17 protein-coding genes are annotated in these 24479 nt (G+C 70.3%); 11 read left to right on the top strand and 6 right to left on the bottom strand.

The window, feature by feature from the left end:
• From AQJ54_RS38250 to AQJ54_RS38240, 3 genes are all read left to right on the top strand, one after another.
• On the top strand, nucleotides 1-1344 hold the full coding sequence (locus AQJ54_RS38250; protein WP_207917496.1) for a carbohydrate ABC transporter permease: 1344 nt from the start codon (nucleotides 1-3) through the stop codon (nucleotides 1342-1344).
• A complete protein-coding gene (locus tag AQJ54_RS38245; protein WP_062245649.1) occupies nucleotides 1341-2249 on the top strand; it encodes a carbohydrate ABC transporter permease in 909 nt (302 codons plus the stop codon). Before AQJ54_RS38250 ends, AQJ54_RS38245 begins: the two co-directional genes overlap by 4 nt.
• Before the next feature lie 139 nt (nucleotides 2250-2388).
• Nucleotides 2389-4731: a bifunctional glycosyltransferase/CDP-glycerol:glycerophosphate glycerophosphotransferase gene (locus AQJ54_RS38240; RefSeq protein ID WP_062245647.1), complete on the top strand. Its 2343-nt coding sequence runs from the start codon at nucleotides 2389-2391 to the stop codon at nucleotides 4729-4731.
• A 128-nt stretch (nucleotides 4732-4859) separates the two neighbouring features.
• On the opposite strand, the gene AQJ54_RS38235 is transcribed toward AQJ54_RS38240, so the two are convergent.
• Nucleotides 4860-5273 (bottom strand): organic hydroperoxide resistance protein, encoded by a 414-nt coding sequence (locus AQJ54_RS38235; RefSeq protein WP_020139062.1) that lies wholly within the window; start codon nucleotides 5271-5273, stop codon nucleotides 4860-4862.
• Nucleotides 5274-5376: 103 nt separating this feature from the next.
• Here AQJ54_RS38235 and AQJ54_RS38230 point away from each other — a divergent pair, with 103 nt between their 5' ends.
• The 4 genes from AQJ54_RS38230 (at nucleotide 5377) to AQJ54_RS38215 (ending at nucleotide 9546) form a co-directional block, all read left to right on the top strand.
• The gene (locus AQJ54_RS38230; RefSeq protein WP_062031601.1) at nucleotides 5377-5856 is read left to right on the top strand and encodes a MarR family winged helix-turn-helix transcriptional regulator; all 480 of its coding nucleotides are present in this window, start codon (nucleotides 5377-5379) and stop codon (nucleotides 5854-5856) included.
• 114 nt (nucleotides 5857-5970) lie between these two features.
• A complete protein-coding gene (locus tag AQJ54_RS38225) occupies nucleotides 5971-7191 on the top strand; it encodes a glycosyltransferase 87 family protein (RefSeq protein WP_169808268.1) in 1221 nt (406 codons plus the stop codon).
• Nucleotides 7192-7230: 39 nt separating this feature from the next.
• Nucleotides 7231-8235, top strand: a complete 1005-nt coding sequence (gene galE, locus AQJ54_RS38220) for a UDP-glucose 4-epimerase GalE (protein ID WP_062245644.1) — start codon at nucleotides 7231-7233, stop codon at nucleotides 8233-8235.
• Nucleotides 8236-8454: 219 nt separating this feature from the next.
• On the top strand, nucleotides 8455-9546 hold the full coding sequence (locus AQJ54_RS38215) for an endonuclease/exonuclease/phosphatase family protein (protein WP_079070206.1): 1092 nt from the start codon (nucleotides 8455-8457) through the stop codon (nucleotides 9544-9546).
• 197 nt (nucleotides 9547-9743) lie between these two features.
• Here AQJ54_RS38215 and AQJ54_RS38210 read toward each other — a convergent pair whose 3' ends face one another.
• Nucleotides 9744-10382, bottom strand: a complete 639-nt coding sequence (locus AQJ54_RS38210; RefSeq protein ID WP_020139067.1) for a TetR/AcrR family transcriptional regulator — start codon at nucleotides 10380-10382, stop codon at nucleotides 9744-9746.
• A 323-nt stretch (nucleotides 10383-10705) separates the two neighbouring features.
• On the opposite strand from AQJ54_RS38210, the gene AQJ54_RS38205 reads away from it, so the two are divergent.
• Nucleotides 10706-11623, top strand: coding sequence for an ABC transporter permease (locus tag AQJ54_RS38205; RefSeq protein ID WP_062031609.1), 918 nt, complete (start codon nucleotides 10706-10708; stop codon nucleotides 11621-11623).
• Entirely contained in the window at nucleotides 11616-12443 is an 828-nt protein-coding gene (locus tag AQJ54_RS38200; protein ID WP_062245640.1) for an ABC transporter ATP-binding protein, read from the top strand. The genes AQJ54_RS38205 and AQJ54_RS38200 overlap by 8 nt, the downstream gene beginning before the upstream one ends.
• A gap of 71 nt (nucleotides 12444-12514) precedes the next feature.
• On the opposite strand, the gene AQJ54_RS38195 is transcribed toward AQJ54_RS38200, so the two are convergent.
• On the bottom strand, nucleotides 12515-17470 hold the full coding sequence (locus AQJ54_RS38195; RefSeq protein WP_062245638.1) for an NAD-glutamate dehydrogenase: 4956 nt from the start codon (nucleotides 17468-17470) through the stop codon (nucleotides 12515-12517).
• A 621-nt stretch (nucleotides 17471-18091) separates the two neighbouring features.
• On the opposite strand from AQJ54_RS38195, the gene AQJ54_RS38190 reads away from it, so the two are divergent.
• Nucleotides 18092-18658: a DJ-1/PfpI family protein gene (locus AQJ54_RS38190; RefSeq protein WP_062245636.1), complete on the top strand. Its 567-nt coding sequence runs from the start codon at nucleotides 18092-18094 to the stop codon at nucleotides 18656-18658.
• Between the two features lie 337 nt (nucleotides 18659-18995).
• Here the strand turns inward: AQJ54_RS38190 and AQJ54_RS38185 are convergent, their stop codons facing one another.
• Both AQJ54_RS38185 and AQJ54_RS38180 read right to left on the bottom strand, forming a co-directional pair.
• Complete coding sequence (locus tag AQJ54_RS38185) at nucleotides 18996-19661, bottom strand: HAD family hydrolase (protein ID WP_062031620.1); 666 nt, start codon at nucleotides 19659-19661, stop codon at nucleotides 18996-18998.
• Between the two features lie 77 nt (nucleotides 19662-19738).
• On the bottom strand, nucleotides 19739-20254 hold the full coding sequence (locus AQJ54_RS38180) for a DUF6912 family protein (protein ID WP_062245634.1): 516 nt from the start codon (nucleotides 20252-20254) through the stop codon (nucleotides 19739-19741).
• Nucleotides 20255-20575: 321 nt separating this feature from the next.
• Here AQJ54_RS38180 and AQJ54_RS38175 point away from each other — a divergent pair, with 321 nt between their 5' ends.
• Nucleotides 20576-21265, top strand: coding sequence for an Rv3235 family protein (locus tag AQJ54_RS38175; RefSeq protein WP_062245632.1), 690 nt, complete (start codon nucleotides 20576-20578; stop codon nucleotides 21263-21265).
• A 193-nt stretch (nucleotides 21266-21458) separates the two neighbouring features.
• Here AQJ54_RS38175 and secA read toward each other — a convergent pair whose 3' ends face one another.
• Complete coding sequence (gene secA / locus AQJ54_RS38170; RefSeq protein ID WP_062031628.1) at nucleotides 21459-24299, bottom strand: preprotein translocase subunit SecA; 2841 nt, start codon at nucleotides 24297-24299, stop codon at nucleotides 21459-21461.
• Nucleotides 24300-24479: the final 180 nt, after the last annotated feature.

Genomic DNA, 24479 nt, shown 5'->3' with positions numbered 1-24479 from the left:
ATGACGTCGGCCACGGAGGCAGGGGTCCCACCGGCCCCTGCCTCTCCCAAGTCGCGCAAGAGCGTGACCGGCACGCGCAGGACCGTGGCAGTGCTGTTCCTGCTGCCCGCCCTCGTGCTGCTGGGCGCGCTCGTGGTCTACCCGATCGGGTACTCGCTCGTCCGCAGCTTCTACAACCAGTCCGGCGACGGCTTCGCCGGGTTCGACAACTACAAGGCGCTGTTCACCGACGACGGCATCCTCACCGCCCTGAAGAACAACGTCATCTGGGTGGTGTTCGCGCCGACGATCTCCACCGCGCTCGGTCTGATCTTCGCGGTGCTGACCGAACGGATCCGCTGGGGCACGGCGTTCAAGCTGCTCGTCTTCATGCCGATGGCGATCTCGATGCTCGCGGCGGGCATCATCTTCCGCCTCGTCTACGACCAGGACCCGGACAAGGGGTTCGCGAACGCGGTGTGGGTGGGCGTGCACGACACGTTCGCGCAGTCCTCGTCGTTCCCGAAGGCCCATCCGGGCCGGAACTCCCCGCTGGTGGCACAGGGCGGCGGCTTCGTCACCAAGGCCACGGTCCACACCGGCGGCACGGTCACGCTGCCCCTCGTGGGCGTCGCCCCCGACCAGATGCCCAGCGACGCCAAGAAGGCCGTGGCACCCCAGGCGGACCCGGGCCGGATCACCGGCACCACCTGGCAGGACTTCACCCGCGGCAAGGGCGTCGGCACGCTCGGCGGGGTCGACCCGAGCGAGCTCGGCTACCCCGGCATGAAGATCGAGGCGGTCAAGGACGGCAAGGTCGTCGAGACGGTGAAGGCGGGCGACGACGGCACGTTCTCCTTCTCGGAGAAGGCGAACGGAGCCCAACTCCGCCTGCCCGCGAGCAACTTCAGGGAGGCCTACAACGGGGTCGACTGGCTCGGCCCGTCCTTGGTGACCCCGTCCATCATCGGGTCGTACATCTGGATGTGGGCCGGTTTCGCGATGGTGCTGATCGCCGCGGGGCTCGCGGGCATCCCCCGGGAACTCCTGGAGGCGGCCCGGGTCGACGGCGCGAGCGAGTGGCAGGTCTTCCGCAGGGTCACGGTGCCGCTGCTCGCACCGGTCCTCGCGGTCGTCGTCGTGACCCTGATGATCAACGTCCTGAAGATCTTCGACCTGGTCTACATCATCGCCCCGGGCTCCTCGCGGGACGACGCCAACGTCCTCGCCCTGGAGCTGTACCTGAAGGGCTTCTCCGAGGACCAGCCGGGCATCGCGAGCGCCATCTCGGTGTTCCTGCTGCTGCTCGTCATCCCGGTGATGTGGTTCAACATCCGGCGGCTCCGGCGGGAGGTACGGCGATGACGACCCATGCCGAGAGGCTTCCGGAGACGGCGTCGGCGGGGGACGCGAAGGCGAAGCGGTCCCTGGGCTCACGGCTGGTCGAGCGGGTCAGCGGGGGCGTGATCAGCGTCCTGCTCGTGCTCGTCGGCCTGTTCTGGCTGGTGCCGACGCTCGGTCTGCTGATCTCTTCGCTGCGCGGCCCCGGGGACATCGCCACGAGCGGCTGGTGGACGGTGTTCACCGAGCCGTCCCAGCTCACCCTGGACAGCTACGACAAGCTCCTGCACAACAGCGACATCACCCACTCCATCATCAACACCATCCTGATCACGGTGCCGGCGACGCTCCTGGTGATCGTCATCGGCGCGCTCGCGGGCTACGCGTTCGCGTGGATGGACTTCCCGGGCCGTGACTGGTGGTTCATGGCCGTGGTCGGTCTGCTGGTGGTGCCGGTGCAGGTGGCGCTGATCCCGATCGCCGAACTCTTCGGCAAGATCGGCCTGTTCGGCAACATCTTCGGCGTGGTCCTGTTCCACACGGGCTTCGGACTGCCGTTCGCGGTGTTCCTGCTGCGGAACTTCTTCGCCGAGATCCCACGCGAACTCCTGGAGGCGGCCCGGCTCGACGGGGCGGGTGAACTGCGCCTGTTCGCACGGGTGGTGCTGCCGCTCGGCGCGCCCGCGATCGCGAGCCTGGGCATCTTCCAGTTCCTGTGGGTGTGGAACGACATGCTGATCGCCCTGGTGTTCACGGACGCCGACAGCCAGCCGATCACGGTCGCGCTCCAGACCCAGGTGCGCGCCTTCGCCGCCAACGTCGACATCCTGGCGCCGGGCGCGTTCATCTCGATGGTGATCCCGCTGATCGTGTTCTTCGCGTTCCAGCGGCAGTTCGTGTCCGGAGTGATGGCGGGTGCGGTGAAGTAGCGCGTACGACAGCCGAGTTGGGGGCGGGCCGACACCGGCCCGCCCCCTTCGCGTTCGCCCGAATGCCGTACGGACCGTAACCAAGGGTGCGCACGGTCCGTTCCCGGGCAGAACTCCCGCGCCGACTCTTGGATGTGCCGTGCCCAGGTTCAGTGTCATCGTCCCCGCGTACCAGGTGCAGGCGTATCTGCCCGCCTGCCTGGAGTCGGTGCTGTCGCAGTCGTACGACGATCTGGAGCTGATCGTGGTCGACGACCGCTCCCCGGACGCGTGCGGTGAGATCGCCGACGAGTTCGCGGCGCGTGACGCGCGGGTGCGGACCGTCCGCACGGCCCGCCAAGAAGCCCCTGGGCCGGCCCGCGAGGAGGGACGTGGGGGCGCCCGCGAGGAGGGTCCTGGGGCCGCCGGCGAGGAGGGCCCCGGGCCCGCCCGCAACGCGGGGATCGCCGAGGCCATGGGCGACTACCTGGTCTTCCTCGACGGCGACGACACCCTCACCCCGCACGCGCTGCGGTCGATCGCCGACCGGCTGAAGGAGACGGGCGAGCCGGACGTCCTGGTGCACGGCCACGCGCTCGTGCCGTGGACGGGCGAGATCGTCCGGGACCCGTTCGCGGGCGTGCTCAGCGAGCAGGGTCCGGCGCCGTTCCGCCTGGAGGACCGGCCGGGGATGCTGCGGGTGCGGGCCTCGGCGTGGAACAAGGTGTGCCGCAGGGAGTTCGTCGGGGACGGGGGCTTCGCCTTCCCGCCCGGGCGCCACACGGACCTGGGCTGGAGCTACCCGCTCCTGATGGCGGCCGAGTCGATCGCCACCTTGGAGCGGGTCTGCGTCCACCACCGGCAGCGAAGCGTCCCCGCGACGGCCGGACGGGCGGACTTCGACGTCTTCGATCAGTACGACAGGGTCTTCGGGTACGTCGACGCGCGCCCCGAACTCGCCCAGTGGCGGCCGGTGTTGTTCCGCCGCATGGTGGACGACCTGTGGGCGGTGTTCAGCGGGCGGGGCCGTCTGCCGCGGGACACCCGCGCCGAGTTCCTGCGGCGGGCCCGCGACCACTACCGTGCCCACCGCACCCCGGGTCACCCGGCTCCGGTGAGCTCCCGGCTGCGTCACACCACGATCCGTCGGAACCTGTACCGCACCCACAGGGCCCTGGAACTGGGCCGGTTGCTCGGTCGGCGGATCGCCCGGCCCACCGTACGGCTCGCAACGGCCCTGCGTGCGGCGGCCCTGCGGCTGCACTACCGCGTCCAGCTGCGCCTGCCCATCCGTGCGGACCGTGCCCTGTTCGCCGCGTACGGGGACCGCGGCCACGGCTGCAACCCCGGTGCGCTGGAGGAGGCGTTCCGCACCCTCGCCCCGCACATCCGCACCGCGTGGGTCGCCGCCCCCGAGCACCACCACACGATCCCGACCGCGACCCGGCGCATCACCCCGGACACGGCCGCCTACTGGACGGCGCTCGCCCGCTCCAAGTACCTCGTGCACAACACCGACTTCGACCGCCGCCTGGTCAAGCGCCCGGGCCAGGTCCTCGTGCAGACCCACCACGGCACCCCGCTCAAGCACATGGGCCTGGACCTCCGGGAACGCCCGGCGGCATCACACGAGTTGGACTTCGACGCCCTGCTGCGAGGCGTCGACCAGTGGGACTACGTGCTGTCCCCCAACCGCCACGCCACCCTCACGTGGCAGCGGGTCCACCCCGGCCGCTACACGGTGCTTCCCTACGGCCAGCCCCGCAACGACGTGTTCCAGCGGGCCACTTCGGAGGACGTACGGCGACTGCGCGAGTCGCTCGGCGTGCCCGAGGGCACGGTCGCGATCCTGTACGCGCCCACCCACCGCGACTACCGGCGCACCCAGCACCTCCGTCTCGACCTGGAGCGGCTCCTGCGCCGCCTGGGTCCCGGCTTCGTCGTGCTGGCCCGCGCCCACCACCGGCACGGCGGCCCGCTCGTCCCGGTCCCGACGCCCCGTGTCATCGACGTCAGCGACCATCCGAGCGTGGAGTCCCTGTGCCTGGCCTCGGACGCCCTGGTGACCGACTACTCGTCCCTGATGTTCGACTACGCAGGCCTTGACCGCCCGATCGTGATCCACGCCGACGACCGCGAGGCCTTCGAGGCGGCCCGGGGCACCTACTTCGACCTGCGGTCCTTCGCGCCGGGTGCGATCGCGCGCAGCGAGGACGAGCTGATCGACATCTTCGCCTCCGGCCACTGGCGCGGCTCCCGCTCCACCCAGCTGCGCTCGGCGTTCCGCGAGCGGTTCTGCCCGTACGACGACGGCCGCGCCGCCGAACGGGTCGTACGCCATGTGGTGCTGGGCGAGCCGCAGTCGCCGCCGGCGATCCCGCCGGCGGAGCGCCATCCGGTGCCGTCGGCGGCCGCCGCGGCGGGGCGTGCGCCGCTGACCAGCGTGCCGCGTTCCGCGGCGGAGACGACACGCGCGGAAACGACTGCCGCCGAGACCCTTTAGGAGGGCCCATGCCGTCCAGCGCGACCCGGCCGACGCCGAGCCGGCCGACGACTTGGCGCCCGGCCGGACGGCCGGGCGCCTGAGACACGCCGCTCACTTACCGATCACTCGGCAATCCGAGGACTCGGTCACTCGATGACGAGCTCGACCTCGATGTTGCCGCGGGTGGCGTTGGAGTAGGGGCAGACCTGGTGGGCCGTCTCGACGAGCTTGCGGCCGGTCTCCGCGTCCACGGTGTCGGGCAGCTCGACGCGCAGCGCGACCTTGAGGCCGAAGCCCTCGCCCTGCTTGCCTATGCCGACCTCGGCGGTGACGGCGGCGTCGCTGACGTCCACCTTGGCCTGGCGGCCGACGAGACCGAGGGCACTGCCGAAGCAGGCGGCGTAACCGGCGGCGAACAGCTGCTCGGGGTTGGTGCCCTCTCCGTTGCCGCCCAGCTCCACCGGCGGGGCCAGCTTGAGGTCGATCTTGCCGTCGCTGGAGACGGCACGACCGTCACGGCCGTGGGTGGCGGTGGCGACTGCGGTGTAGAGCGCGTCCATGGAAATCCGTCCCTTGGGGGGTGAGTCCTTGTCGTTGCCACAAGTAGAGCACACAATTCAGTTGTGCACAACTAAATCGCGGGTAAGAGCTACCCTGGAGGACATGACCACGCCCGCGACCGACTGGCTCCGGCTCGACCAGCAGATCTGCTTCTCCCTGCACGCCGCCTCCCGCGCCTTCAACGGCGTCTACCGCGTGATCCTCAAGGACCTCGGGCTCACCTACCCCCAGTACCTGGTGATGCTCGTCCTGTGGGAGCACGGCGACCTGCCGGTGAAGGCGCTCGGCGAACACCTGCGCCTGGACTCCGGCACCCTGTCCCCCCTGCTCAAGCGACTTGAGGCGGCCGGCCTGGTGCGCCGGGAGCGCAGCACGCGCGACGAGCGCTCGGTCGAGGTGCGCCTCACCGACGAGGGCACGGCACTGCGAGAGCACGCGCTCCAGGTGCCCCGCCGGATCGCCGCCGCGACCGGCTGCGACGTCGACGAGATCCGCGACCTGCGCACCCGCCTGGACCAGCTCACCTCGATGCTGGACGCGGCGGCCCAGAGCGAAGCCGCCGGTGACGCGGGCCGCCAGTGACGCGGGCCCTCCGGTGACGCGGGCTTCCGGTGACCGGTGACACTTACCGAAAACTAGCGGCGCTTTAGGGCTTGCGCGGCATATGCCCGCCTACGATCCGCCCTGATGAGCCTGATGAGCCTGATGAGACATCCCCGGGCCGCGTTGGCCGCCGTCTGGTTCGCCACCCGGGCCCTGATGCTGTGGCTGCTCACCCTGCGCGGGTGGGACGCCGTGGGACGCGAGGTCTGGCAGCTCTACCACCACTGGTACGGCGTCCTCGCGCACGGCGCCTACCCCGTGCGCGACACGCTCTGGCAGTACCCGCCGGGCGCGGGACCGCTCCTGCTGTCCCCGGCGCTGCTGCCGGGCTTGACGTACTTCCAGGCCTTCGTCACCCTCACCCTCGCCGCCGACGCGGCCGTCGCCGTCGCACTCACCCGCGCGGGCACCCGCCCCGGCCGTACCCTGCTCGGCGCCTGCGTCTGGATCGGCGGCCTGCCGCTCCTCCTGCACCTCCCGCTCGCCCGCTACGACGTGCAGGTCACCGCCCTCGCGGTGCTCGCCCTGCTGGCGTCGACGCGCTCCACGCGCGCGTGCGGTGCGCTCGCGGCACTCGGCGCCCTGGTCAAGGTGTGGCCGGTCCTGCTGCTCACGGGCCTCCCCCGCGGGCGGGCGACCCGGTCGGCCTGGACCGCGGCCGCGGTGACCGGCACGACGGTGCTCGCGCTCCTGGTGACCCTCTTCGACCACCCCTTCGCGTTCCTGCGCCAGCAGGGCGGCCGGGGCGTGCAGATCGAGTCCTTCGGCGGCACCCTCCTCGCCCTGGCACGGCACGCGGGCTGGCCGGGGAGGGTGCGGTACCGGTACGGGGCGCTGGAGTACACGGGGCCGTACGTCTCCGCGGTCGCGCACGCCTCGCTCGCGCTGACGGTCGTGGCGCTCGGTCTGGTGCTGCTGTGGCGGGCCAGGGCCCGGCGCTGGGGCGAGGCCACGCCGTACGACGCGGCCCTGTCGGCCGTGCTGCTGTTCACCGTGACCAGCCGGGTGATCAGCCCGCAGTACATGATCTGGCTGCTGGGCCTGGCCGCCGTGTGCCTGACGTCCCAGCACACCACCCAGCGCCCGGTCGCCGCGCTGGTCGTGGCGGCTTCGGCGGTCAGCGCCGTGGTGTTCCCGGTCCTGTACGACGAGGTTGCGGCCGCCACCTGGACGGGCTGCGCGCTGATGGTCCTGCGCAACGGACTCCTGGGCGTTGCCGCCGTGCTGTCCTTCATCCGCGTGTGGCGCTCGACGACGGCCCCCCGGCCCCTCGCCGGCGTGCGTACGCCCGAGCCCGAGCGCCTGCTTCACTGATACGCGGACAGGGGTCAACCGACGAGGGGACGGCCGTACATGACCTGGCTGATCACCGGCGGCGCCGGCTACATCGGGGCGCACGTCGTGAGGGCGATGACCGCGGCGGGCGAGCAGGCGGTCGTGTACGACGACCTGTCCACCGGCATCGCCGGGCGGGTGCCGGACGGCGTGCCGCTGGTGGTGGGCTCCACGCTGGACGCCGAACGGGTCGCGCACACCCTCGCCGACCACGAGGTCACGGGGGTGGTCCACCTGGCGGCGAAGAAGCAGGTGGGCGAGTCGGTGGACCGCCCCCTGCACTACTACCGGGAGAACGTCGAGGGCCTGCGCGTCCTCCTGGAGGCGGTGACGACCGCGCGGGTCCCCTCCTTCGTCTTCTCGTCCTCGGCGGCGGTCTACGGCACGCCCGACGTCCCGCTGGTGACCGAGCTGACCCCGTGCGTGCCGATGTCCCCGTACGGCGAGACCAAGCTGGCCGGGGAGTGGCTGGTCCGTGCCACGGGCCGCGCGACGGGCCTGTCCACGGCGTCCCTGCGCTACTTCAACGTGGCGGGCGCGGCGGCCCCCGAGCTGGCCGACACGGGCGTGTTCAACCTGATCCCGATGGTCTTCGAGAAGCTCACGGAGAACGCCGCCCCCCGCATCTTCGGCGACGACTACGACACCCCCGACGGCACCTGTGTGCGCGACTACATCCACGTCAGCGACCTCGCCGAGGCCCATGTGGCCGCCGCGCGCGCCCTCCAGTCCTCCCCCGGCCGCGACCTCACCGTCAACATCGGGCGCGGCGAGGGCGTCTCCGTGCGCGAGATGATCGACCGCATCAACGCCCTCACCGGATACGACCGTCCCCCGGCCGTCGCCCCCCGCCGCCCCGGTGATCCGGCCCTGGTCGTGGCCTCCTGCGACCTGGCGGCGACCGAACTCGGCTGGAAGGCCAAGCACGACGTCCAGGACATGATCACTTCGGCCTGGGAGGGATGGGTGCGGCTGCATCCGGGGGCGGGCCGGGCGCCGTCCGGGCGGGGACCGGCTACCTAACTGAAGGGCGCCGGTTCTTGGAGGGTGGCGGGGACCGGCTCATTGGCGGGCGCGGCCGTCGAGGGCAGCCGGTCGCTGAGGCCGGGCGGCCCATCCACGGTCCCCACTACGCTCGACCACCCACGACACGCCGGCGTCGGAGCCACGAACCGGCACATGTCCTCCGCGTATCGAAAATCGCATACGCGCCGGCAACACCCGCCCGTCTTCACTTCCGGTATGTCCCGAACCGAGCCCCCAGCAGCACCAGCCACGCCCGGTCGGGTTCGCCGACTGTTCGACGAGGTCAGGCCGGCCGTCATAGCGGCGAAGCGGCGACGGCCCGCGAGCGGATCCCGACCCGGCCCGTGGCGACGCGGCCCCGTCCTCACGGTGTGCGCGCTGCTGCTCGGGCTGCTGCTGCCGCTGCACGGGACGCTCACGGACCGCGCCGGCCTCGGCAGTCTGGTGGAGACCTTCCTGCCCTGGTTCGGCCTGCTCGTGCCGGTACTGCTGGCCGGCGCCCTGCTGCGGCGCTCCGCCGCCGCGCTCGTCGCGCTGCTGCTGCCGGTCACGATGTGGCTGCACCTCTTCGGCGGGCTGCTCGGCGACCGGTCCCAGGCGGGCGGTGACCTCACCGTGGTCAGCCACAACGTCGCCGCGGAGAACCGTGATCCGGCCGGCACCGCCCGCGAACTGGCCGCCTCCGGCGCGGATCTTCTCGCACTGGAGGAGCTCACCGACCAGGCCAGGGGCACGTACGAGAAGGCGCTCGCGAAGGCGTACCCGCACCACGTCGTGCGGGGCACGGTCGGGCTGTGGAGCAGGCTGCCGCTGTCGGACACCCGGTCGGTCGACGTCCTGCGGGGCATGGCCGGACCGCTGGCCGAGACACTGCGGCCCGAGGACATGCCGGTGGAACCGCCCCGTGCGCTGCGCACCACGGTGGCCACCGAAAAGGGGCCCCTGGCGGTGTACGTGGCACATCTGGGGTCCGTGCGGGTGACGGCCGGGTCCGGTTTCTGGACGGACTCGCGGGACGCGGGCGCGACCAAGCTCGCCGCGGCCGTCGCCGCCAGGCACGACAAGCGGGTCCTGGTGCTCGGTGACTTCAACGGCACCACGGACGACCGGGCCTTCAAGGGACTCACCTCACGGCTGCGCTCGGCTCAGGAGGTGGCAGGGGCCGGGTTCGGCTTCAGCTGGCCCGCGAGCTTCCCGGTCGCGCGGATCGACCAGATCCTGGTCCGCGGGGTCGAGCCGAGGAGCGCGTGGCTGCTGCCGGCGACGGGGAGCGACCATCTGCCGGTGGCGGCACGGATCAGTTGGTGACGGCCCGGGCGACACCCCGCCCCCCTTGACTGGTCGTACGTCCTCTTGACCGGTCGCGTCCTCGCTCGAAACAGCACCGGCGCCGGCCCACGTCCACACCGCCCGGCGCTACTCGGTCCACACCGCCGGGCGCTACGGCTTCACGTCCCGGCCGCTCACCTCGAACGTGGAGACACGGGACACCCGGCGCAGCCCCCTCAGAGCGCCTTCAGCGCCTCCGTGGTCGCGTGTGCCAGCGCCGCGAGGTAGCCCTTCGGCAGCTTCGGGCTGCGGATCACCACGGATCGCCAGTACAGGGGGCCCGAGATCAGGTCGAGGGCCAGTTCGTCGTTGAGGCCAGGCCGGATCTCGCCGCGCTGCTCCGCCGCCACGATGATCTTGCTGGCGACGCCCTCCTGACCCTTCTGCAAGGCGTTCTGGAGGGCTTCGGCGATCTCGGGGTTACGGGCCGCCTCGGCCTGGAGGTCCGGGAGGATCTGCGAGGCCACGGGATGCCGCAGCGCCCTCGACGTGACCTCGTACAGCATCCGCAGGTCGTCCTGGAGCGAGCCCGTGTCCGGCACCGGCAGGCCCATCACCGCGATCTCCGAGACGACGTCGAGGACCAGGTGCAGCTTGGAACGCCAGCGGCGGTAGACCGCGGTCTTGCCGACGCCCGCGCGGCGCGCGATGCCCTCGATCGACATCCGCGCGTACCCGACGGCCGCGAGCTCCTCGAAGACGGCCGCCCGAATGGCTTCCGTCACATCCTCGCGGAGAACGGCGGCTCCGGCCGGAGCACGGCGGCGCGGACGGGTCTGCGGCGCGTCGGCGTTGGTCGTCATGCGGACCAGCATAGGGCGTAGCGACGAAACGGTCTCGTTCCGACGCGGGACGTCACAACGAAACGGTTGCGTCCCAACGGGCGAGGTCACAACGAAACGGTTGCGTCCCAACGGGCGAGGTCACGACGAAACGGTTGCGTCCCCACGCGCGAGGTGACGACGAAACGGTTGCGTTCCGACGCTCACTCGTCCTACGCTCACGTTGCGACGATACGGTCCCGTCCCGACGTAAGAGAACGTAAAGAGTCACGTAAGAAAACATCGGCCGGACCCACCCGCCGCACAAGAACCACGCACCGACGCACCACCCCACCCCCCGAGTGAAAGCAGCGGATGTGAGCCAGGTCCTCGACACACCGCCCCCCACAGCGGCCCCGGCCGACGGCGACCTCGCGGCCCTTGCCGCCCGGCACGGCCTCGCGGTCAGCGGTGCCCGTCCCTCCCTGCCCGTGTACGTCCGAGAGCTGTGGGCGCGGCGGCACTTCATCACCGCGTTCGCCACCGCCAAGCTCACCGCGCAGTACAGCCAGGCGAAGCTGGGCCAGGTCTGGCAGGTGATGAACCCCCTGCTGAACGCGGCGGTCTACTTCTTCATCTTCGGTGTTCTGCTGGGCACCAAGAAGGGCGTGCCGGACTACATCCCGTTCCTGGTGACGGGCGTGTTCATCTGGACGTTCACCCAGAGCTCGATCCTGGCGGGCACCCGCGCCATCTCGGGCAACCTGGGCCTGGTGCGGGCGCTGCACTTCCCGCGGGCCGCGCTCCCGATCTCGTTCTGCCTCCAGCAGCTCCAGCAGCTGCTGTTCTCGATGGGCGCACTGGTCGTCATCCTGCTCTGCTTCGGCGTGCCGGTCAGCGCGTCCTGGCTGCTGGCGATCCCGGCGCTGGTCCTCCAGTTCACCTTCAACGCCGGCGTCTCCATGGTCATGGCGCGGATGGGCGCCAAGACGCCCGACATCGCCCAGCTGATGCCGTTCATCCTGCGCACGTGGATGTACGTCTCCGGCGTGATGTGGAGCATCGACAAGCTGGCCAAGGGCCACCACGACTGGCCGCACTGGGTGGTCCCGGTCCTCCAGGCCAACCCGGCCGCCGTCTACATCGACCTGATGCGCTACGCCCTGATCGACAGCTTCCACTCCAGCCAGCTGCCGCATCACGTGTGGCCGATCGCGACGGGCTGGGCGCTGCTCGCCGGCATCGGCGGCTTCATCTACTTCTGGAAGGCTGAGGAGACCTACGGCCGTGGCTGACATCGAGAACGAGCTGATCCCCACCGTCGTCGTGGACGGCGTCGACATCGTCTACCGCGTCAACGGCACCGGCGCCGGCAAGGGCTCCGCCACCGCCGCCCTCAACCGCATGCTGCGCAAGGGCCAGGCCGAGAAGGCGGCGGGCGTCCGCAAGGTGCACGCCGTCAAGAACGTCTCCTTCGTCGCGTACAAGGGCGAGGCCATCGGCCTGATCGGCACCAACGGCTCCGGCAAGTCGACCCTGCTCAAAGCGGTCGCGGGCCTGCTCCCGGTGGAGAACGGCCGCATCTACACCGACGGCCAGCCCTCTCTCCTCGGCGTCAACGCGGCCCTGATGAACGACCTCACCGGCGAGCGCAACGTCTACCTCGGCGGCCTCGCCATGGGCATGTCCCGCGAGCAGGTCAGGGACCGCTACCAGGAGATCGTCGACTTCTCCGGCATCAACGAGAAGGGCGACTTCATCACCCTCCCGATGCGCACCTACTCCTCCGGCATGGCGGCCCGCCTGCGCTTCTCCATCGCCGCCGCCAAGGACCACGACGTGCTGCTGATCGACGAGGCGCTCGCGACCGGCGACCGCTCCTTCCAGAAGCGTTCCGAGGACCGAATCCGCGAACTGCGCAAGCACGCGGGCACGGTGTTCCTGGTCAGCCACAGCAACAAGTCCATCCGCGACACCTGCGACCGCGTCCTGTGGCTGGAGCGCGGCGAACTGCGCATGGACGGCCCCACCGAGGAAGTCCTGGCGGCCTACGAGGACTTCACGGGCGGCCCGGACAAGGACAGAGCCAAGCCGCAGCCGCCGGTCGCGGCCTGACACCGGCACGACACCGGCACGGCGAAGGCGCCCGGGACGTCACCGTCCCGGGCGCCTTCGCCGTCGTACGCCTACGAGTGCTGGCGCAGCAGCGTCCTCATCGTGCGCATCGCCACCGAGAGGTTGGCGAGGTCGAAGGAGTCCGAGCCCTGGATCTCCTCCAGGGTGACGCGCGCCCGGCCGAGGATGGCGGAGTTCTTCTCCTCCCAGGCCTTGAAGCGCTGTTCGGGGGTCGAGGTGCCGTTGCCCACCGCGAGCACGTCGGCCGTCAGCGCCGAGTGGGCCGCGTAGAGGTCCTCGCGGATCGACGCGCGGGCCATGGACTGCCAGCGGTCGGCGCGCGGGAGCTCGATGATGCGGTCCATGAGCTGGGTGATGTGGAGGCGGTCGGCGAGGTCGTAGTACACCTCGGCGACATCCATCGGGTCCCGGCCCATGCGGTCGGCCACCGAGACGATGTCCAGCGCCGGGAAGGCGGAGGAGAACCCGGCCACGCGCGTGGCGAGTTCGTCCGGGACACCGGCGCCGGTCAGCTCGTCGTAGATCTTCTGGTACCACTCCAGGTCCGCGCCCCGCAGCAGCTTCGGCAGCTGCGACCACACCAGTTCGACGCGGTCGCCGAAGAACTCGACGGTCTCGGCGAGCTGGAGCGGCTGCGGCCGGTTGTTGAGCAGCCAGCGCGTGCCGCGTTCGACGAGGCGCCGCGAGTGCAGCCGGATCCGGGTCTGCACGGCGGCCTCGACCCGGTTGTCGAGCGCCTCGACGCCGTCCCACACCACGCCGGAGCGGAAGATGGCGCGGGCCACGGTCTGCGCCCGGACGATCTCCTCCAGGGAGGCGCCGGTCTCCTCGCGCAGGCGGTGCAGATAGGTCGTACCGCCGGTGTTGACGGTGTCGTTGACCAGGACGGTCGTGGTGATCTCGCGGTGCAGCGGGTGGCTGTCGATGTGCTCGGAGAACTGATCGCGCAGCGCGGTCGGGAAGTACGCGTGCAGCAGAGTGCGCAGGTACGGGTCGTCCGGCAGGTCGGTGTGCAGCAGTTCGTCGGCGACCGTGATCTTCGTGTACGCCAGCAGGACGGCGGTCTCCGGGCCGGTCAGGCCCTGTCCCTGGGCGAGGCGTTCGCGGATCTGGCGGTCGGTGGGCAGGAACTCCAGGGCCCGGTCGAGGTGGCCCTCGCGCACCAGGTGCTTCATGAAGCGCTGCTGGGCGTGGAGCATGTCCTTGGACTGGGCGAGCGCGTTGGCGATGGCGGTGTTCTGCGCGTAGTTGTTGCGCAGCACCAGGCGGCCGACCTCGTCGGTCATCTCGGCGAGCAGCTTGTTGCGCTGCTTGACCGTCATGTCGCCTTCGGTGACCAGGCCGTTGAGCAGGATCTTGATGTTCACCTCGTGGTCGGAGGTGTCCACACCGGCGCTGTTGTCGATGGCGTCGGTGTTGATCTTGCCGCCGTGCAGCGCGAACTCGATGCGGCCGAGCTGGGTCAGGCCCAGGTTGCCGCCCTCTCCGACGACCTTGACGCGCAGGTCGGCGCCGTCGACGCGGATCGGGTCGTTGGCCTTGTCGCCGACGTCCGCGTGGGTCTCGGTGGAGGCCTTCACATAGGTGCCGATGCCGCCGTTCCACAGCAGGTCCACCGGCGCCTGGAGGATCGCCCTCATCAGGTCGGCCGGGGTCATCTTGGTGACCTTGTCCTCGATGCCGAGGGCCTCGCGGATGTGGGCGTTGACCGGGATGGACTTGGCGGTCCGGGGGAAGACGCCGCCGCCGGTCGAGATCAGGTCGGCGTTGTAGTCGGCCCAGCTCGACCTCGGCAGCTCGAAGACGCGGCGGCGCTCGGCGTAGGAGGTGGCCGCGTCGGGCTTCGGGTCGATGAAGATGTGCCGGTGGTCGAAGGCGGCGACCAGGCGGATGTGCTCGGAGAGCAGCATGCCGTTGCCGAACACGTCACCGGACATGTCACCGATGCCGACCACGGTGAAGTCCTCGGACTGGGTGTCGAGGTCCAGTTCGCGGAAGTGCCGCTTGACGGACTCCCAGGCACCGCGGGCGGTGATGCCCATGCCCTTGTGGTCGTAGCCGGCCGAGCCGCCGGAGGCGAAGGCGTCGCCGAGCCAGAAGTTGTACGACTCCGCGACCCCGTTGGCGATGTCGGAGAAGGTGGCGGTGCCCTTGTCGGCGGCGACGACCAGGTAGGTGTCGTCCTCGTCGTGCCGGACGACGTCGGCGGGCGGGACGACCTCACCGGCGACCATGTTGTCGGTGATGTCGAGCAGCGCCGAGATGAACGTCTTGTAGCTGCCGATGCCCTCGGCCAGCCACGCGTCCCGGTCCACGCTCGGGTCCGGCAGCTGCTTGGCGACGAAGCCGCCCTTGGCGCCGACCGGCACGATGACGGTGTTCTTCACCATCTGCGCCTTGACCAGGCCGAGGATCTCGGTGCGGAAGTCCTCCCGCCGGTCGGACCAGCGCAGACCACCGCGCGCGACCTTGCCGAAGCGCAGGTGCACGCCCTCGACGCGCGGCGAGTAGACCCAGATCTCGAAGGCCGGGCGCGGGGCCGGCAGGTCCGGAATGGCCTGCGGGTCGAACTTCATGGAGACGTAGTCGTGCGGCTTGCCGCCCGCGGCCTCCTGGAAGAAGTTGGTGCGCAGGGTCGCCTTGATGACGGTCAGGAAGGACCTGAGGATCCGGTCCTCGTCCAGGCTCGCGACCTGGTCGAGCGCCGCGTCGAGCTCCTCCAGGAGAGCGTCCACCAGCTCGTGACCGGCGCGCTGGCGGTCCGGCGACATCCGCGCCTCGAACAGCGAGACGAGCAGCCGGGTGGTGTGGACGTTGTGGCGGAGGGTGTCCTCCATGTAGTCCTGCGAGAAGGTCGAACCGGCCTGGCGCAGGTACTTGGCGTACGCCCGCAGCACCATCGCCTGACGCCAGCCGAGCCCGGCGCTCAGCACCAGGGCGTTGAAGCCGTCGTTCTCCGCCTTGCCGGTCCAGGTGGCGGCGAACGCCTCCTGGAAGCGCTCGCGGCCGTCGTCGCCGTGGTAGTCGCCGCCGTTCTGCGACGTGGGCATGCGCAGACCGAAGTCGTAGATCCAGGCGACACTGCGGTCCGCGCACCGCAGTTCGTACGGCCGCTCGTCGGTGACCTCGACACCGAGCCGGGTCAGCACCGGAAGCACCGCGGACAGGGAGATCGCGTCGCCCTTGCGGTAGATCTTGAAGCGGCGCTCCTCGGGGGCGGCGCCGACCGGCTCGTACAGGCTCAGGGCGAAGTCGTGGTCCTGGTCCTCGGCGAGCTTCTCGATGTGGACGAGGTCGGCGACCGCGGAGCGCGGGGTGTGGTCGGCCTTGTAGCCCTCGGGGAAGGCGTTGCCGTAGTGGCGGATCAGCTCCGCGGCACGCTCCTCGCCGAGCTCGGCGTTGAGCGCCTCGGCGAAACCGTCGGCCCAGGAGCGGGCGGCCTCGACCAGACGGGCCTCGATGCGCTCCTTGTCGCTGTCACTGAGCTGCGGCAGCTCGGTGCCCTGCGGGACACGGACCACGAAGTGCAGCCGGGACAGGATCGACTCGGTGTTCCAGGCGGTGAAGTCGACGCTGATGCCGTCGAGTTCCTCCTTGAGGATGTCGATGATCCTCAGGCGCACGCCGGTGGTGTAGCGGTCGCGGGGGAGGTAGACGAGGGCCGAGTAGTAGCGGCCGTACTCGTCCTGCCGCAGGTACAGGCGCAGCCGGCGCCGCTCCTGGAGGTACAGGACGGAGGTCGCGATGGACTCCAGCTCGTCGGCGGGGGTCTGGAAGAGCTCGTCGCGCGGGTAGGTCTCCAGGATCTGGAGCAGGTCCCGGCCGTCGTGGCTGTTGGGCGAGAACCCGGCCCGCTCCAGCACTTCGTCCACCTTGCGCCGGATGACCGGAACCCGGCGCACCGATTCGGTGTAGGCGGCGGAGGAGAACAGACCGAGGAACCGCCGCTCGCCGACGACATTGCCGTCCGCGTCGAACTTCTTGACGCCGATGTAGTCGAGGTACGACGGCCGGTGCACGGTCGCCCGGCTGTTGGCCTTGGTCAGCACGAGCAGGTTGTGCTCACGGGCCTTGGCGCGGGCGTCGGCGGGCAGCCGCTCGAAGGACGGGGAGACCGGGTGGCCCTCCTCCCCGGCGTGGTGCGGGTCGGAGCGCAGGATGCCGAGGCCGGTGCCGGGCACGGCCGCGAGGGAGTCGTCCTCGCGCAGCTGGTACTCGCGGTAGCCGAGGAAGGTGAAGTGGTCGGCGGCCAGCCAGCGCAGCAGCTCGCGGGCCTCCTCGATCTCGCTGTCGCGCAGATCGGTGGCGACGGGCTCGGCGGGCAGCTCGTCGGCCATCCGCAGGGCCGCATCCCGCATCTTCTCCCAGTCCTCGACGGCTTCGCGGACGTCGGAGAGCACGCGCAGCAGGTCGTTGGTGATCTGCTTCAGGTCGGAGCGGTCGGTCTCACGGTCGATCTCGACGTGGATCCAGGACTCGGTGTGCGCGTCGTGCGGGAGATCCTGGGCGGCCGGCGGGACGGTGAGGATCTCGATCAGCTTGCCGGTGAGGTCGCGGCGGACGACGACCTGGGGGTGGATCACGACATGGATGCCGCGCCCCTGCCGGGTCAGCTCGTTGGTGACGGAGTCGACGAGGAAGGGCATGTCGTCGGTGACGACCTCGACGACGGAGTGGGTGCACGTCCACCCGTTCTCCTCCACCGTCGGCGTGTGGACCCGCACATTGGCCGTACCCTGCGGGCGCGTCTCGCCCAGCCGGTAGTGGGAGAGCGCGGCGCCGTAGACGTCGATCGGGTCGCGGCCGGTGAGGTCTTCCGGGGCGGTGTGCAGGTAGTAGCGCTGGAGGAACGAGAGCACGGTCTCGCTGTCCGGGGTGTCCGGGGTGCGGGGAGTGTCCTCGTCGGTCGTCCCAGTCGGTAGGTGCCCCCCGACCGGGCTGTTCTCAGCTACCCGTGCAGCCCTTTCGAGCAGCTCGGCCTTTGCTTCGTCCAGCTTGGTCTGCATTGTCCTCTGACTCCTGTCGCGCGCCGTTGCGTGACGTAGAAGGAAGTACGGTCTCTTCTCCTGCGGCTCGACGCCACGGCCCGGGGTCTCCGGTCTGCTCCGACGCTATGCCGCAGGGTGAGATGAGCGGGGGGATATCAGCCATTCTCGACACGCTCGACAGGTGTGACGCTGCTCTCTGCCGCGTCGCTGACGAGGGTGTAAGCGGCGTCATGAGGGTCCCTACGACCCCGTCCCGCCCGCGCGGACCAGCGGCCGCCGCCCGGCCACGGAGATGTTCCGTGCACACCGGGCGCAGGGCGGGAGCCACAGCGCCCCCGCGAACTATCGCGCTGATCACGCCACCAAGGCTATCGCTCCTTACAGGGGGGTCGTCATGAGCCGTATGTGTACAAAACCGGGGGTGGAAGTTTGACAGTCTGCACAGGGGCGGAAGGGGCGAAGCCGTCGTAACAGGACACGCCGTCCGACGGGCCGTCCGACGTCCAGCCGGCCGTCGGCCGCTCCCCTGAAACGGGACGCGAGCCCGTCCTCCGCTATCCGCCGCTCCGGCGTGGGCCCCCACCCCCCGATGCCGCGCACCCCCTTGGCAAGCTCGCTTCCTGGATGCACGTTGCCGACATGACAGCCAAAATCCTGATCGTCACCGGCGACGCGGCGGAGTCACTGGAGGTGCTGTACCCCTACCAGCGGCTCCGCGAGGAGGGCTACGACGTCCACATCGCGGCTCCCGCCCGCAAGCAGCTCCGGTTCGTCGTCCACGACTTCGAGCCAGGCTTCGACACCTACACCGAGAAGCCGGGGTACACCTGGCCCGCCGACCTGGCTTTCGCCGAGGTCGACGCCGGTCGGTACGCCGCCCTCGTCATCCCCGGCGGCCGGGCCCCGGAGTACCTCCGCAACGACCCCGAACTCCGCAAGATCCTCAAGTCCTTCTTCGACGCGGACAAGCCGGTCGCCCAGATCTGCCACGGCCCCCTGCTCACCGCCGCGGTCGACGGCCTGCGCGGCCGCCGCGTGACGGCGTACCCGGCCCTGGAACCCGACATGCAGTCCGCCGGCGCGGCTTTCCAGGACGCCGAGGTGGTGGTCGACGGCACCCTGATCTCCTCCCGAGCCTGGCCGGACCACTCGGCATGGATGAGGGAGTTCCTACGAGTCCTCAGGGCGAAGGCACCGGTGACGTAGGGGAGTTGAGGTCAGCGGAGGACAGAGCGGCACCCCATCGCCGTAACGGCGGGCAGTCGTGCCGCTCAAGGCTCAAGGCACGGGAGATCGCAACGGCAACCCATCGCCGTAGCTGCGGGCAGTCGTGCCAGTGGAGGCACGGGAGAGCACAGCGGCAACCCCACTCCGTAGCTGCGGGCAGTCGTGCCGCTGGGGCGGCACGGGTGGGCGCAGCGGCACCCGCCCAGCGGCGGCGAGCGAAACCCACCCCCGGCCCACGGCACCCCGAGCACAGCTCAGACACCGGCACCGGCACACCCGGCACCCGCACCGGCATCACCGCCCCGGCACCCACCCGTCACGCCGCTATTCGCTCCGCCTCCGCGACCGCCTCCGCCAAGGTGTCCACCACCGGCACCCCCACCCCCTCAAGGCTGGCCCTGCTGTGCGACCCCCCGGTGTACAGCACGGCCCGCGCCCCCACCCGCATCGCCGCCACAGCATCATCCGCGGCATCCCCGATCACCACGGTCCGAGCCGCCTCCACCCCCACCAGCGCGGCGAGGTGCCGCTCCATGTGCTCCGCCTTGCTGCCCCCCGAAGGCCCGGTCCGCCCGTCCACCCGCAGGAAGTGCGCCTCGATCCCGAACCCGCGCACCAACGGCACCAGTTCGTCGTGCACGTACATGCTGAGGATCGACTGGCTGCGCCCGGCCGCTCCCCACCCCGTCAGCAGCTCCACCGCCCCGTCGGTCAGCCGGCACGCCACCCGGTGCTCGGCGTAGTACCGATGGAAGGTCTCGTCCATGACCTCCCACTCGGCATCGGTGGGCAGCCGCCCCAGCAACCGCTCGTAGAACTTCGGCACCGGCACGCAGTACAGCGCCCGGTACTGCTCCATCGTGATCGGCGCCAGCCCCAGCTCGCCGAACGCCGCGTTCGTCGCCCCGATGATCGCGTCATTGTCGTGGAACAGCGTGCCGTTCCAGTCCCAGACGATGTGCGCCCCTGTCAGCTTCCCCATGCCAAAAACGTACCCGCCCCCACTGACAATCAAGAGACCAGCAGGTCACAGCGGGTAGAACCGGCCGGAGAACAAGCTCAGCCGCCCCATCCGACCAGGTGGGGAATCTCCTGCGTCGCGTACCACAGCAGCTCGTGGTCCTCGGCCCCGTCCACGACGAACTGCGCGTCGTCGTCCCCGCCGTCCGCCGCCGGCAGCGCGTCCACGGCGGCGGTGACGTCCTCCTCCGCGTCGTCCGAGTCGACGTGGACCGCGGCGGCCTTGGCGAGCTTCACCGGCCCGGCGACCCGCACCTCACCGAGCGCCGTGGGGTCCAGCGCCCGGTCGGGGTCGGCGACCGCCGCCCCGTCGGCCACGTCGACGGCCACCACGACCCGGCGCCGCACGGCCCCGGCGTCCGCCGCGAGCAGCCGCAGCGAGGCGAGCGCGGCCCGGCTCAGCGCCGCGTACTCCAGTTCCTCGATGTCGTCGGAGAGGTACCACTCACGCAGAGCGGGCGTGACGGCGTAGGCGAGGAGCGGCTCGGCCCCCAGCTCACCCGTCTTGTACGCCTCGGCGAGACCGGGGAGGGTCAGGGGGACGTAGACGCGCATGGCTGGCCGCTTTCGTGGTCGGAGAACGTGGTCGAAGGACGCGGTCGGAGGGGCTCCGCGAAGGCCTTCAGGATACGTGCGGGCGTCCCCTTTCGAGTCCCTGCCCGGACTCCGTGAGGCGTCCACGCCCGTCCCGAAATTCACCCGGCCCACCCCCGGGATCATGGGCCTCCACCCCCTCGCATCACCCTGATAGGTGAAGATTCCGGCCGTCCGACCCGGCTCTCGGCTTCCTTGCCGTCGTGGCCCGCGGCCCCGTACAAGATCCCCAAGCACGAAGTTACCGCCCGGTACTTTCCGGGCTCGCAGAACGGGGATCCCATGAACAAGGTCATGACCAGGGCCCAGCACCGCTCCGGCACCCGCCCGCCGGCCCGCCACGACTCCCGCCGCCCCGCCGGCAGCCCACCGCGCACCCCCGGCGGCAGCACCCCCGGTACGTCCCCGGGCGACGGCCGCCCACCGGGCTCCCCCGGCAACGGCACCCGTCCCCGCACGAGGCCCACGGACAGCCGCCCCCAGGGCACCCCCACCCGAACCGGCACGCCGACCACGACCCGCCTTACCGCCACTCCGGACACGGCCTCCGATGCCACCCCGGACGTCCCCACGGACCTCATCCCTCTCGTTCCGCCCCAGACCCCCCGCCGACCCCACGCCCCCGTCCCCCGGCCCCGCCCCACCGATCTCTTCGCCGACCTCCTCCTCGCCGTCCTGAGCGGTCAGCGCCCCGTCCACTCGATGCTCCGGCACACCGCGGGCCGCGCCTACGACGAACTGGCCTGGCTCGCCGAACGCGGTCCCCTGCGCACCCGCGGCTCCCGCCCCGTCGTCCGCGACATCGGCTACTACGTGCCCCGCCAGGGCGCCGTGGAGGCCTTCGCCCGCATCGGGGCCGGCGACCAGCTGCGCGCCATGGCCTTCCGCCTGGAACAGGGCCAGGACCTGCGCTGGCGCTGCACCGCGGTCGAACTGGGCGGTCCCCGAGCCCCACGCCCCGACGACGACTGACGAATCCGCGGAGAAACCCGGTCCGAGAAGCCCTTGCAGGCACCCATGGGCCCCGCTGTCCCCGGCAGCCGCCCCCCTCGCGCCCACCGCACGCCCATCGCATGCCCACCGCACGCCGAAGGGCCGGGCACCCTCAGGTGACCCGGCCCTTCCACCGCCCCAGCGCCCCAGGGCGCCGCGGCGTCAGACAGAACTACTTCTTGCGCCGCCCCCGGCCACGGGACTGCTTCCTGCGCTCCGCGCGCGTGAGGCCGTCCGCCTCGGAGCGCACCGGCTCGTCGTCGTCGGCGAACTCGCCCTCGACGACACCGCCCTCGCCGTCCACGGTCGGCGCGGAGAAGTGCAGGTCCCGGCGCTGCGGAGCGTCGAGTCCCTTGGCCCGGATCTCCGGACGCGCACCGGCCTGCGCGGGCACCGCGTCCTTCTTGTCGAGCGACGGCGCGGCGTCCTCGACCGGGACCTCCTCGACCTGCTGCTCGACCTGGACCTCCAGGTTGAACAGGTAGCCGACGGACTCCTCCTTGATGCCCTCCATCATGGCGGTGAACATGTCGAAGCCCTCGCGCTGGTACTCGACCAGCGGGTCCTTCTGGGCCATCGCGCGCAGGCCGATGCCCTCCTGGAGGTAGTCCATCTCGTAGAGGTGCTCGCGCCACTTGCGGTCCAGGACCGACAGCACGACCCGGCGCTCCAGCTCACGCATGATCTCGGAGCCGAGCTGCGCCTCACGCGCCTCGTACTGCTCGTGGATGTCGTCCTTGATGGACTCGGAGATGTACTCGGCGGTCAGACCCGCGCGGTCGCCCGCCGCGTCCTCCAGCTCCTCGACAGTGATCTTCACCGGGTAGAGCTGCTTGAACGCGCCCCACAGCCGGTCGAGGTCCCAGTCCTCGGCGAAGCCCTCGGCGGTCTCCGCCGCGACGTACGCGTCGATGGTGTCGTCCATGAAGTGGAAGATCTGCTCCTGGAGGTCCTCGCCCTCCAGGACGCGGCGGCGCTCGCCGTAGATGACCTCGCGCTGCCGGTTCAGGACCTCGTCGTACTTCAGGACGTTCTTGCGGGTCTCGAAGTTCTGCTGCTCGACCTGCGACTGGGCGGACGCGATCGCGCGCGTGACCATCTTGTTCTCGATCGGCACGTCGTCGGGGACGTTCGCCATCGACATCACGCGCTCGACCATCTGGGCCTTGAACAGGCGCATCAGGTCGTCACCGAGGGAGAGGTAGAAGCGGGACTCGCCCGGGTCGCCCTGACGGCCGGAACGACCGCGCAGCTGGTTGTCGATACGGCGCGACTCGTGCCGCTCGGTGCCGAGCACGTAGAGGCCGCCGAGTGCCTCGACCTCTTCCTTCTCGGCCTTGACGGCCTGCTCGGCCTTCTCCAGGGCGGCCGGCAGAGCGGCGGCCCACTCCTCGATGTGCTCCTCGGGGTCGAGACCGCGCTGACGCAGTTCGGCCTCGGCGAGGTCCTCGGGGTTGCCCCCGAGCTTGATGTCGGTACCGCGGCCGGCCATGTTCGTGGCGACGGTGACGGCGCCCCTGCGGCCGGCCTGGGCGACGATCGTCGCCTCCCGGTCGTGCTGCTTCGCGTTCAGCACCTCGTGCTGGACGCCTCGCTTGGACAGCTGCTGCGAGAGGTACTCGGACTTCTCGACCGAGGTCGTGCCGACCAGGATCGGCTGGCCCTTCTCGTGCTTCTCGACGATGTCGTCGACGACCGCCTCGAACTTCGCGACCTCGGTGCGGTAGATCAGGTCCGACTGGTCCTTGCGGATCATCGGCCGGTTCGTCGGGATGGGCACCACGCCGAGCTTGTAGATCTGGTGGAACTCGGCGGCCTCGGTCATCGCCGTACCGGTCATGCCGCACAGACCGGGCTGTTCCTTGCCGTTGTGGTCGTGACGCTTGTAGAGGCGGAAGAAGTTCTGGAGGGTGATCGTGGCAAGGGTCTGGTTCTCGTCCTTGATGTCCACCCCTTCCTTCGCCTCGATCGCCTGGTGCATGCCCTCGTTGTAGCGGCGGCCGGCGAGGATACGGCCGGTGTGCTCGTCGACGATCATGACCTCGCCGTCCATGACGACGTAGTCCTTGTCCTTCTTGAAGAGCTCCTTCGCCTTGATGGCGTTGTTCAGGTAGCCCACCAGAGGGGTGTTCACCGACTCGTAGAGGTTGTCGATGCCCAGCCAGTCCTCGACCTTGCTGACGCCGGACTCGTGGATGGCGACCGTGCGCTTCTTCTCGTCGACCTCGTAGTCGCCGGTCTCCTCGATGCCCTTGAGGGGGTTGCCCGCCTCGCCCTTCTTCAGGCGCAGGACCAGCTTGGCGAAGTCGCCGTACCACTTGGTGGCCTGGTCGGCCGGGCCGGAGATGATCAGCGGCGTACGGGCCTCGTCGACGAGGATGGAGTCGACCTCGTCGACGATGGCGAAGTTGTGGCCGCGCTGGACGAGTTCGTCCTGGGACCACGCCATGTTGTCGCGCAGGTAGTCGAAGCCGAACTCGTTGTTCGTGCCGTAGGTGATGTCGCACGCGTACTGCTCACGGCGCTGGGCCGGCGTCATGTTGGCGAGGATGCAACCGACGGTCAGGCCCAGGAACTTGTGGACGCGGCCCATCATCTCGGAGTCGCGCTCGGCCAGGTAGTCGTTGACCGTGATGAGGTGGACGCCCTTGCCGGAGATCGCGTTCAGGTACGCGGGCAGGGTGCCGACGAGGGTCTTGCCCTCACCGGTCTTCATCTCGGCGACATAGCCGAGATGCAGGGCGGCGCCGCCCATGATCTGCACGTCGTAGTGACGCTGTCCGAGGGCGCGCTTGGCACCTTCGCGCACGGTGGCGAACGCCTCGGGCATCAGGTCGTCCAGGCTCTCACCGTCGGCGTACCGCTGCTTGTACTCCTCGGTGAGGGCACGCAGCTCGGCGTCGGAGAGGTCGACGAAGTCCTCTTCGATGGAGTTGACCTGGTCCGCGATGCGGTGCAGCTTGCGCAGGATCTTGCCTTCGCCTGCACGCATGATCTTCGAGAGGACGGACACGGGGGTTGGTCTCCTTGCCGGTCGGGCCTGGGACGGTCGGTTTCCATTTCACTTACTGAGCAACGGCCATCGTATGCGAGGACACCGCCAGGCCGGGAGGCCTGCCGGGTACGCCGACTGTCAGCATCTTCAAATCTGCTTCAAAGGTGACAACGGACGAGCAACGCCGATGGTGCCGCG

It is taken from the genome of Streptomyces griseorubiginosus (assembly GCF_001514195.1).
Classification (GTDB): Bacteria; Actinomycetota; Actinomycetes; order Streptomycetales; family Streptomycetaceae; genus Streptomyces; species Streptomyces griseorubiginosus.
This window is presented reverse-complemented; position numbering and strand designations above follow the sequence as displayed.